The sequence below is a fragment of the Thalassolituus sp. UBA2009 genome (assembly GCF_002335285.1).
Lineage (GTDB): Bacteria > Pseudomonadota > Gammaproteobacteria > Pseudomonadales > Oceanobacteraceae > Venatoribacter > Venatoribacter alkanivorans.
Window position 1 is genome coordinate 3,304 of sequence record NZ_DDCJ01000098.1, and the last position, 10,102, is coordinate 13,405.

The 10,102-nt window shown below is 53.9% G+C and carries 11 protein-coding genes; 4 read left to right on the forward strand and 7 right to left on the reverse strand.

Annotation, left to right across the window (positions count from 1 at the left end; genetic code table 11):
- Positions 1–137: 137 nt before the first annotated feature.
- From B3P58_RS12035 to B3P58_RS12045, 3 genes are all read right to left on the reverse strand, one after another.
- Complete coding sequence (locus B3P58_RS12035; protein WP_286717736.1) at positions 138–689, reverse strand: PepSY-associated TM helix domain-containing protein; 552 nt, start codon at positions 687–689, stop codon at positions 138–140.
- A gap of 217 nt (positions 690–906) precedes the next feature.
- Positions 907–2,121 (reverse strand): alkane 1-monooxygenase, encoded by a 1,215-nt coding sequence (locus B3P58_RS12040; RefSeq protein ID WP_145471094.1) that lies wholly within the window; start codon positions 2,119–2,121, stop codon positions 907–909.
- A 26-nt stretch (positions 2,122–2,147) separates the two neighbouring features.
- Positions 2,148–3,221: a 2Fe-2S iron-sulfur cluster binding domain-containing protein gene (locus tag B3P58_RS12045; protein WP_286717739.1), complete on the reverse strand. Its 1,074-nt coding sequence runs from the start codon at positions 3,219–3,221 to the stop codon at positions 2,148–2,150.
- Positions 3,222–3,395: 174 nt separating this feature from the next.
- On the opposite strand from B3P58_RS12045, the gene B3P58_RS12050 reads away from it, so the two are divergent.
- Positions 3,396–4,448, forward strand: coding sequence for an AraC family transcriptional regulator (locus B3P58_RS12050; RefSeq protein ID WP_286717740.1), 1,053 nt, complete (start codon positions 3,396–3,398; stop codon positions 4,446–4,448).
- Here the strand turns inward: B3P58_RS12050 and B3P58_RS12055 are convergent.
- From B3P58_RS12055 to B3P58_RS12065, 3 genes are read right to left on the reverse strand one after another with little or no spacing between them, the layout of a single operon-like run.
- Complete coding sequence (locus tag B3P58_RS12055) at positions 4,440–5,288, reverse strand: patatin-like phospholipase family protein (RefSeq protein ID WP_286717741.1); 849 nt, start codon at positions 5,286–5,288, stop codon at positions 4,440–4,442. The genes B3P58_RS12050 and B3P58_RS12055 overlap by 9 nt on opposite strands.
- 1 nt (position 5,289) lies before the next feature.
- Positions 5,290–5,835, reverse strand: a complete 546-nt coding sequence (locus B3P58_RS12060; RefSeq protein WP_230331868.1) for a PaaI family thioesterase — start codon at positions 5,833–5,835, stop codon at positions 5,290–5,292.
- Entirely contained in the window at positions 5,822–6,535 is a 714-nt protein-coding gene (locus B3P58_RS12065) for a TetR/AcrR family transcriptional regulator (RefSeq protein WP_286717744.1), read from the reverse strand. Before B3P58_RS12065 ends, B3P58_RS12060 begins: the two co-directional genes overlap by 14 nt.
- A gap of 240 nt (positions 6,536–6,775) precedes the next feature.
- Between B3P58_RS12065 and B3P58_RS12070 the strand changes: the two genes are divergently transcribed.
- The 3 genes from B3P58_RS12070 to B3P58_RS12080 all read left to right on the forward strand — a co-directional run bounded on the left by B3P58_RS12070 (position 6,776) and on the right by B3P58_RS12080 (position 8,554).
- Positions 6,776–7,189, forward strand: a complete 414-nt coding sequence (locus B3P58_RS12070) for a MarR family winged helix-turn-helix transcriptional regulator (protein ID WP_286717745.1) — start codon at positions 6,776–6,778, stop codon at positions 7,187–7,189.
- 16 nt (positions 7,190–7,205) lie between these two features.
- Complete coding sequence (locus B3P58_RS12075; RefSeq protein WP_230331866.1) at positions 7,206–8,048, forward strand: alpha/beta fold hydrolase; 843 nt, start codon at positions 7,206–7,208, stop codon at positions 8,046–8,048.
- Positions 8,049–8,113: 65 nt separating this feature from the next.
- The gene (locus B3P58_RS12080; protein ID WP_286717748.1) at positions 8,114–8,554 is read left to right on the forward strand and encodes a hotdog fold domain-containing protein; all 441 of its coding nucleotides are present in this window, start codon (positions 8,114–8,116) and stop codon (positions 8,552–8,554) included.
- Between the two features lie 48 nt (positions 8,555–8,602).
- Here the strand turns inward: B3P58_RS12080 and B3P58_RS12085 are convergent, their stop codons facing one another.
- The gene (locus tag B3P58_RS12085; protein WP_286717749.1) at positions 8,603–9,832 is read right to left on the reverse strand and encodes an NADH:flavin oxidoreductase/NADH oxidase family protein; all 1,230 of its coding nucleotides are present in this window, start codon (positions 9,830–9,832) and stop codon (positions 8,603–8,605) included.
- Positions 9,833–10,102 lie beyond the last annotated feature (270 nt).

The window sequence follows — 10,102 nt, forward strand, 5'->3', positions numbered from 1 at the left end:
CTCAATTGAGGCCCTTTTTTATTTCTGCATCTGGCTGCTTCAGTCCCACAGTGTGGAGAAATTCCATCATCTGGCTCCCACGCTCTGCGTGGTAGTCTGACCTGCCGCTCTGCCAATTAACGCCGCTGCGTTAAGTCTTACAGCAAGCTAAGCACAATAAACAGCGCCAAACCCGCACCGCTTAATACCAGCGTTTTGTTTTTCAGCATCGGTGATTGCAGGCCGAGATACAGGCCGCTCGCCATAATCAGCACCAGAGCGATAGCGAACAATTTTTCCAGCCATTTAAACAGCGAAGGGCCATGACCTTTGTGCAGTTCCATTAATCCGGCCTGCAGATCCGGTTCGCCCCGCTGAATCACAATATTGTTGCCCTGCTGCTGCAGCAGGTAATGCTCACGGCTGGTCGGACGGGTGTAAAAACTGCGGCCTTTATCTTTTACGTATTCGAAACTGGTATCGATACCCGCACTTTTTAATACCGCCTGAACATCAGCAGTCAGTGTCGGGCTTTTTGCACTCAGCGTCACACCAGCAACCTGACCAACGTCGGTATAGGTGGTGTTGCCCTTTACCCCAAACAGATACAGACCACCGGAAATCGCCATAATAATGATGATGGGAGCAAAAAAAGATGCCAGATACAAATGCACCGACACCAGCGTTTTGCGTGAAATAAGGGCCGCCATTGGAAATCTCCTGATACATTAGTTATCAGCAGATTATCCTCCCCGCTACCGGGCTTTGCATGTAAAGAATCGTAGAAGCAGACTGCCCGTCGCGCCGGAATGGCTGTTTCTTGACCTGCAACAAGTCATAAGACGAAGTGCATATCATTCAGCTGCTGGTATAAAAAAGCCGGAGTCTGTACACAGAACTCCGGCAAAGCTCACTGGCGTGTTGTTCTCAGGCTGCTTGTGCAGGCTTATTCATAGCGGCTTGTTTGGCCGCGATCAGTTCGCGGTAATCCTGTTGCATAAATTCTTTAATACCACTGCGTTTATTCGCTTCCATCGCCAGCTCTAATTCTTCTGCGCTGGCATAACGGCGATCCCAGTCCAGTACCTTCGGAACCATAATGCGGTTCCACAGCGGTGGAATCAGTGTCAGAAAAATCGTGGTCAGATAACCATTCACCATCATCGGTGCGTCCTGATACGAGCGCAGTTTATGGAAAGGAACATCGCCTTCGGCATGGTGGTGAGAATGGCGGGTCAGGTTAAAGGTTGCCCAGGAGCTGACGCGCTTATTGGTATTCCAGCTGTGATATGGCTGTACCGGCGTTTTCGGGTTACGCACCATGCCGTAGTGCTCCATAAAATTCACAATTTCCAGAAAAGCTTTGGCGATCAGTGCAGAGGCGGTAAAAACCAGCACACCGATCCAGCCGGCCATGGCAAAGGCGGCAATTTCCAGCAGCAACGACATCAGCAAACCGCGGATATACAGATTATGGTGACTGAAAACCGGCAGGCGTTTTTTCTGCAGGCGCTGCTTTTCCAGTTTCCAGGCGCTGATATTTCCTTTCCAGGTTGAAGCCAGAATATGGAAGTACACATTGCGGCCACGCGGGGCCGTCGCCGGATCACCAACGGTGCTGACATAAATGTGGTGGCCGTAAACATGCTCAATTGAGAAGCCGGTATCCCAGCTGAAAGCCAGCAACCAGCGGCCAATAAACATCGCCACCGGGTCCCAGGTACGGTGCGTTAATTCGTGGCCAACAATAGTACCGACCACCGATGACAATAACCCACAGCTGAAAATCGCCACCACGTATTGCAGCAGGGTATTGTCGGCACGGGCAGCGGCGGCGTCATAACCGGTCAGTTGCTGCACCAGTGCGCCATACCCCAGCACATCGGAATCGGCGACCGTCCACACCATTAAAAAATTCATCGCAAAAATCAGCACCAGCGATGAATAAAGCTGCAGATTCAGAATCCACTCATGGCCGTATACCGGCTCTACGGTATCGTCGCCAAACAACAGATCGCCCAGAATCACAAAGCCTGCGGCGGCGGCCAGACCCAAATACATCCAGTCGCCACCCAGTGTCAGGCCGATGGCGAAGGGAATGGTCAGCATATGAAACAACGTATATTTCGCATATTTGAACATAGGAATTTTCCTTTTTTTATAATAAGTCAGGCGTTGGCTGCCAGTGCCGCAGCGGCACCGGATAACTCACGGCTGTCGAGAAATTTATCGAAGAAAATCTGATGCGGGCGCACGCTGAATTTCTGGCATTCGCTTATGGCGGCATCAATCATCGGCGCCGGACCACACAGATAAACCTGGCTGTCTGCAGCCATGCGCCCTTCGATCGCCTGGGTTACCCAGCCACGCAGGCCGTCCCAGTCAGAATCATCAGGCTCGCCGGACAGCACAGGGACAAATTCAAACGGCCCGGCCCAGCGATCCGCCAGCTGCTGAATTTCTTCGAGGCAATACAGATCGTTTTGCGTGCGCGCACCAAATAACAACGTCACCGGACGACGTGACTGCTCGGCCACGCCCTGACGCAGAATACTCAGCAACGGGGCCAAGCCACTGCCGCCGGCAATGGCAAAAATGGGCGTGTCATCCGGGCGCAGCCAGAAATCGCCGAGCGGCCCTTCTACCTGCACCCTGCTGCCGATACGCGCACTGTCCTGCAATAAAGGAGATAACGCGCCACCGGGAATATGGCGGATAAAAAATTCCAGCCCGGTACTGCCACCGGCGGCACAGGTTCCGGCAAAAGAATACGAACGCGCCGGCGCAGCCGTTCCGCTCAGACTTAACTGCGCATACTGGCCGGGGGTAAAGGTCAGCGGCTCGTCCAGCGTGATGGTCAGCGCGCTGATATCGTGGGTCAGCGGGCGAATCATCTGAATCACGCCGGATACGGTCTGCAGCGAATGAGCCGGACTGCGGTTATCCCAGTGCGGAATATCCAGCAACAGATCGCTTTTCGGCACGCTCTGACAGGCAAGAATGTAGTTATTATCGAGATCCTCAGCGCTTAACACATAAGCGCTTTCGGTTAATTCTTTCACCTTACCCTGCTGCAGCTGGCATTTGCAGGCGGCACAACCACCCACGCGGCAGCTGTGCGGAAAACGGATACCTTCACGCAGAGCCGCCTGCAAAATGGTTTCGCCCGGGGCGGCGGTAAAGCTCTGGTGGGTACTGGCAAGGGTGACTTGTCGGGCTTTCTTCTTAAACAATGACAGCATGAGCAAATGACCTTTATTGTTTTATTAGCCGCACGTTACGCTGCGCAGAACATGCAGTGGACAGGGACCAGTCTATGTCTGGCAGGTTTTCCGGGTTACAGCAGCACCAGACAGAGAATGGTCATCTGGGGCCAATAATCTGGTCAGTCAGAAATCGCGGGGTAAGATAAAAGAATGAAAACAGCACAGTCAGAGACTTCGATACAACTGCCCACCAACTACCTGCGCAACCTGCTGGATCTGGTGGCCGGGCGTGGCGGTGATGGTCTGCAGATGATGCAGCGCAGCGGCCTGAGCCCTGAGCTGATCGATACCATTGACGGCCAGATCAGCTGGGAGCAGTTCAGTGGCGCGCTGCGCGAAAGCCGCAACGAGATTAACGAACCCGGACTGGGTCTTTATTTAGGCAGTCAGCTGACCATCACCACCCACGGTCTGCTGGGACTGGCGGCGATGAGCAGCCCAACGCTGGGCGATGCTGCGCGGCTGGCCTGCCAGTACGTGGCAACACGAACACCATTGGTTTCTCTGCGGCTGGAAAAGAAAGGCATGCAGGTATCGCTGACCATCGACGAGCTGTATGCACTGGGCGATATCCGCGCCACCTTTCTGGAAACCCTGACCGTAACGCTGCTGGCGGTGATTGATTTTGTTGCCGGAGGCCAGGCCCGTGTCAGCCAGGTAAACTTTGCCTTCCAGACGCCGGAATACAGCTCACTGTACGAAGCCTTTTTCCCCTGCCCGGTGCGCTTTAATCAGGAACAGAATCAGATCATTCTGCCCGCCGCCGACCTGAATATCCCTTCACGTCTCGCCGATATTCAGGTACAGCGTCAGGCCGCCCAACAGTGTGAACAGCAATTAAAACAGTGGCAGGAAAGGCAGAAATTATCGGGCCAGATCCGCATGATGCTGGGCCGGGCGAAAGGACGCTTTCCGGGCTTTGAACAGGTAGCCGACGAACTGTCGCTGTCACCACGAACCCTGCGCCGGCGACTGGCAGAAGAAGGCACCAGCTATCAGGAATTACTGGAAATCTGGCGTCAGGAAATGGCACACCAGTATTTACGCACCACCAATCTCAGTGTGCAGCAGATCAGTTATTTGCTGGGCTATAACGACCCGGCTAATTTTGGCCGCGCCTTCCGTAAACGTAACGATGGGATTTCGCCGCTGCGCTTCCGCCAGCAGGGGCAGGAAGCGCCGGCAATCAGCCGTTCAGAATAACTTCTGCCGCAGCAGGTCTTCACCCTGCAGCAAGCCATCCTGATAGGCTTTATTCAGAATGTTCATATCGGTGGTGAACTGCCCGGCAGAAAAATCGTCAGGCGGACAGATTTCAACGATGTTGCAGCCGGCCGGTGGCTGGCGGATAAAATCCAGCGCCCGGTTATAGTCGTCATGACGCTGCTGTAGGCGTGCCGCAATGTGCGGATAGTCTTTTAATAAGCGCGGAAAAAAGCGTGCAATTTTATAGGCTTTTTTACGGTACGAAGCCGGGTTGGAGCGCAGCACCAGAATATTACGCGCACCGCGGCGCCAGGCTTCTTCCACCGGCATTGAGTCGGCCACACCACCATCGAACCAGATGTTATCACGCAGCTGTACCTGCCCTTTAAACGCCAGCGGCATATTGCCCGAGGCTTTTAACGCCTGAAAAACCTCGTCGGCCTGCGGCGATAAATAATGTGCTTCGCCGCTGTGGGCACAGGTCGCCACCACCAGAAAGCGGTGTTTAACCGCTTCGATATGCTCCAGCCCGATCGGTAATTCGCGCTCGGTAATATCCCACAGCCAGTCGATATCAATTAAATGCCCGCCGCGCAGAAAACGCCGCCAGCTTTTAAATTGCGGCCGGCGGCAATAATCGGTGTAGACCTTATAATTACGGCCGTATTGCTTACCTAAATACGCCGCCACATTTGATGCGCCAGCCGATACACCCAGATACCAGTCGAAAGGATAATAATCGGCGGCGATAAAAGCATCGAGAATACCGGCGCTGTAAATACCGCGCATAGCGCCGCCTTCAACAATAAGAGCACTGGCAGAATGATCGGCGCTCATATCAGGCTCCTGCGTTTTCGCTCTCGGCTTGCATCACACCCATCTGCTCACGCTGCACCGATGAAAACATTCCTTTCATACGTTCCAGCTCATCAGCCGGCATGATATTCATAGCGGCAAATTTTTCGGCAGAAAATAACGCAAAATACCCTTCTGCTTTGGCCGCCACCTGACCTTTGGCATTACGCAGCTCAGCCGCCAGAACAACCTGACGGTCGTTTTTCTGTTCGGCAATAAAACCATAAACACTGACCGGCTCGCCGATACGGACCGGTAATTTAAAACGCACTTTAATATCGCGGGTCAGCAAAAACTGATTGAGCAGATACATGCCGGCCCAGCCCATCACTTCATCCAGCACCGTGGTAATAACACCGCCGTGGGCCAGGTTGCTCCAGCCGCGCAGATGTCCGGGAATAACCAGATCTGAACGCACCTGCTGCTCGTTGGTGAAGAAGCGCATTTTCAGCCCCTGATGATTGTGCTGACCACAACCAAAACACTCATGGGCAATATTGGTCATCGGTCGCCATTCATTCGGCTGCATAAGAACCTCCATTCATCTCGGTAACAGTAAAATCGTTCAGTCCGGCGCGCTCGGCCTGGGTCAGCGGACCGGCTCCGAGCAACAACAATGCATGTTCCACCATACGCAGGCCATAAGCGCCGGGAGCTTCGCTGATCTGTGGCTGCAGCTGGTCGGAGAAATAATGCGCGCCTTCGGTCAGAGCCATCAGCACCTGAGCACTGGCGGCTGCATCGGCAATACGCACACACCCCTGCTCCTGCTGGAAACGCAATTCCTGGGTCAGCACGCGGTGATAACGGCGATACATACGGGCCACCGCCTGCCGTACCTCTTCGTGGCGACGGGCCAGCGACATAATGGCGAAGACTTCCGGTGCCGCGAGGGTGTTCATCCAGCGCAGACCGAAATAAACAGCCAGCATCTGTACCAGCCGCAGGCGGGCATCACCGCTGCCCGGTAATTCGCGGAACAGCTGGCCATAACGCTGCAGGCTGACATTCACCAGCGTCAGCATCAGGTTTTCTTTACTGCCGAAATGATGCATCAGCAACGACGGATTCACCCCCGCCGCCTGCGCCAGCCGCGCCATCGTTACCTGCTCATAGCCCTCACTGCGGATCACCTGTACCAGTACATCCAGCAGCTGTTCGCGCCGGTCACCGGCACTCAGACGGGTTTTTCGCGGCGAAGGCTGTTTGCTTTCCTGAACTTCAGACAAAGAACACCTGTTTATTTAAAACACCAATATGAGCCAAAAATAGCGATTAAAAACACCATTATCAAGCAGTTATTGAATACCTATTTAGTTAATGGCTGAAACAGAGGGTTCGGAAAAGCGGTTAAGGATGGGCTTAACCCCTGTCTGAAATCAGGCAAAGCAAAACCTGCTTGCCACTTACTTCACATGTGAACTATATTTAGTTCACATGTGAACTAAATTGTCGTGCGGTTATTAACTATGGATAAACGTCTCTTCTACCTGCTCAACAGCGCACGCCACCGGGTATACAAACACGCCGATCAGAAGGCCGAAGAAGCTCTGGGCATTTCCGTAACCCAGCTTGGAGCCCTGATGCTGATTGCCGCCAATGAAGGTTGTCTGCTGAAGGATCTGGCGCAGAGCCTGAATCTGAATAATTCGGCCCTGACCGGTCTGGCAGCACGGATGGAACACAACGGCCTGATAGAACGCCGCGCCTGTGAGCTGGATGGCCGCGCTTCGCGTCTTTATCTGACCCTGCTCGGACGCAGCAAGATCGACAGCGCCAGGCCGCTGATCAGCCAGCTGAATGCCGCCATGACCGAAGGTTTCAACGAGCAGGAAGTGTTGGTCATCCTGCGATTTTTAAACCGCTTACTGAGCGAATTCTGAACATACGGAGGACAGCATGGAAAAAATTGAAGTGATGACTCAGGGCGGGCGACTGCTCAGCGCACGCTTATTCAACGCCAGCGAAGCCCGCTCGGTTGTTGTCGTTGCCGGCGCGATGGGTGTGCCCCAGGGCTGCTATGAAAAGTTTGCGCATTTTCTCTGCGAGCAGGGCCACAACGTTATTACCTTCGATTACTTCGGTACCGGAGAATCACTGCAGACACCTCTGCGCCATTGCCAGACCAATATCAGCGACTGGGGCGAAGAAGACTGCACCGCCATTATCCGCTTCGCCCGGGATTATTTTCCCGGACTGAAATTACAGTGGATCGGCCACAGTGTTGGTGGCCAGTTGCTGGGTATGATTCCCGCCGTTAATCAGATTGATCAGGCCATTACCGTGGCCTCAGGCAGCGGTTACTGGCGCGAAAATTCGCCGCCGACCAAACGCGTGGCCTGGCTGCTTTGGTATTTCATCGCACCATTAAGCGTACCGCTGGCCGGTTATTTTCCCGGTGCCCGATTAAACATGGTCGGCGATCTGCCCGCCAATGTGATGCGCCAGTGGCGGCGCTGGTGCCTGAACCGCGAATACGCCGTGGGCGCCGAAGGTGAAGCCATGCGCGCACGCTTTGCCAGTGTCACGGTTCCGATCACCTCAGTTGCCTTCAGCGACGATGAAATGATGTCACGGCGCAATGTCGAATCGCTGCACAGCTTTTATCAGAATTCACCACGCACCATGATCCGCCTGAAACCGGCGGATATCGGTGAAAAGAAAATCGGCCATCTGGGCTGGTTCCGCGAGCGCTACCGCGATTCCGTCTGGGCCGGGCAACTGCTGCCCTTGCTGCAATAAGTTTTACCGCGAATTAATCACAATAGCTCACCACCATAATTCACCCAAATAAGAGAGAGAAAACGATGAGCCAGTTTTTAAAAATGTTTGAACAACTCGGTGCACAGCAATTTTCGGCCGGTATCGGCATGGTCGCCCCGTATTTTTCCACCATTGATCCGGAAGTCACCGAACTGCGTCCGGGCTACGCCAGTATGATTCTGCGTAACCAGAAAAAAGTGCATAACCATATTGGTACTGTTCATGCGATTGCCATGTGCAACGCGGCTGAATTAATGGCCGGCATTGTGACTGATTCCAGCATCCCGGCTGGCGCGCGCTGGATTCCGGCGGGTATGAGTGTGAAATATGTGGCTAAAGCCAAAACCGATTTAAAGGTTGAGGCCGATTGCAGTGCGGTGGATTTTTCCCAACCCGGAGAAGTGCATATTCCGGTCGCCGCTTACGACGACCAGAACACGCTGTGCTTTACCGCCGATATCACCATGAATGTGAAGCATGCCTGAAGCTTATAAAAACAGGTGTCCGTTAATGGACGCCTGTTTTTCCTGTAATCAGACACCAATCAGCTTACGATAACGCTTAATCAGTTTTTTCAGCCGCACCCGGTCGAGTATCAAACTTAACAGCGGATTTAATACCGTTTCTTTTTTTGCCCCACTCCCCCAGCGACGTAAATGGCGTTTGATTAATGCCATGGTAGCGACGCTGGCGATGGCCTTATCTTTCCATTCGATACGCGCCAGCGGTAACTCAAACGCCGGATTCTGTTGCCAGCGTTTGGGCAGATCAGGGCAGACCGCCAGTGCACTGGCCATCCCCAATAATGCCACGCCGGCATTAACAACCTGTTCCGCCGTCTGCAGACGGGTAATACCACCGGTACTCATAACCGGCATATTGGCGACTGCCGCAATCTGTGCGGCGAATTCAAGAAAATACGCTTCGCGTGCCAGAGTGCGGCCATCGGCGGTGCGTCCCTGCATTGCCGGAGCTTCGTAGCTGCCGCCGGAAATTTCAATGGCATCGACCGCCAGCGGATTCAGCCATTCCACCACCGCTTTGGCATCAGCAATATCGAATCCGCCGCGCTGAAAATCGGCGGAATTTAATTTAACCGCAACAGCAAACCCCGGTTTAACCACAGCGCGGATACGACGGGTAATTTCCAGTAATAAGCGCGCACGGTTTTCCAGACTGCCACCCCATTCATCCGTGCGCTGATTGGTCAGCGGTGATAAAAACTGGCTGAGTAAATAACCGTGTGCCGCGTGAATTTCCACACCATCGAAACCGGCTTGTTCAGCCCGCTGCGCGGTGGTTACGAAACGGCTGATAACGTCTTCAATCTCTGCTGCAGTCATCGCCTGTGGCCGGGCGAATAAATGCGAGTGCTTACCCAGATCCACCGCCACTGCAGATGCCGACAACGCTTTACCGCCCAGTGCGGCATACACCTGACGGCCGGGGTGATTAATCTGCATCCAGATTTTTGCACCCTGCTCTTTCGCCGCCTGTGCCAGTGCAATAAAAGGTGCCAATGGCGTTTGCGCTTCCAGCGCCAGACCACCGGGGCCGGTCATCGCCAGATGATCAACCATAACGTTACCGGTAATGATCAGACCGCTGCCGCCCTGCCCCCAGCGCCGGTAGAGATGAGTCAGTGCCGCATCCGGCAGTAACCGCGCATCGCCCATATTTTCTTCCATCGCCGCTTTGGCGATGCGGTTAGCAAGCTGCTGACCGTTAGGCAGGGTCAACGGCGTAAAGACAACTGAGCTCATAACAACTCCCGATCATTGGTTGGTGATAACTGAACAGCGCCCATGTTAAATTTAAAGTTAACTTTAAGTTCAACTGGTTTTTTATGCCGTTTTCATCTGTCGATAAATCCTCTGCAGCCCCCTTCGGCAAAGCGGCTACACGCTTAATGCGCATTGGTGAGCCAGGGCCTGTTGACACTAATTAAACAGGCCTGTTATCGGCTAAAAGTTCCTCAGGCAAGGCGCTGGGAGTGTGGCCTAACGGGTTCAGCGAGGGGGCAGCAACACAGG

Bases quoted from the DNA above. Each gene is read 5' to 3' on its own strand.
- B3P58_RS12035 (WP_286717736.1), bottom strand. From the start codon at position 689: ATGGCGGCCCTTATTTCACGCAAAACGCTGGTGTCGGTGCATTTGTAT.
- B3P58_RS12040 (WP_145471094.1), bottom strand. From the start codon at position 2,121: ATGTTCAAATATGCGAAATATACGTTGTTTCATATGCTGACCATTCCC.
- B3P58_RS12045 (WP_286717739.1), bottom strand. From the start codon at position 3,221: ATGCTGTCATTGTTTAAGAAGAAAGCCCGACAAGTCACCCTTGCCAGT.
- B3P58_RS12050 (WP_286717740.1), top strand. From the start codon at position 3,396: ATGAAAACAGCACAGTCAGAGACTTCGATACAACTGCCCACCAACTAC.
- B3P58_RS12055 (WP_286717741.1), bottom strand. From the start codon at position 5,288: ATGAGCGCCGATCATTCTGCCAGTGCTCTTATTGTTGAAGGCGGCGCT.
- B3P58_RS12060 (WP_230331868.1), bottom strand. From the start codon at position 5,835: ATGCAGCCGAATGAATGGCGACCGATGACCAATATTGCCCATGAGTGT.
- B3P58_RS12070 (WP_286717745.1), top strand. From the start codon at position 6,776: ATGGATAAACGTCTCTTCTACCTGCTCAACAGCGCACGCCACCGGGTA.
- B3P58_RS12075 (WP_230331866.1), top strand. From the start codon at position 7,206: ATGGAAAAAATTGAAGTGATGACTCAGGGCGGGCGACTGCTCAGCGCA.
- B3P58_RS12080 (WP_286717748.1), top strand. From the start codon at position 8,114: ATGAGCCAGTTTTTAAAAATGTTTGAACAACTCGGTGCACAGCAATTT.
- B3P58_RS12085 (WP_286717749.1), bottom strand. From the start codon at position 9,832: ATGAGCTCAGTTGTCTTTACGCCGTTGACCCTGCCTAACGGTCAGCAG.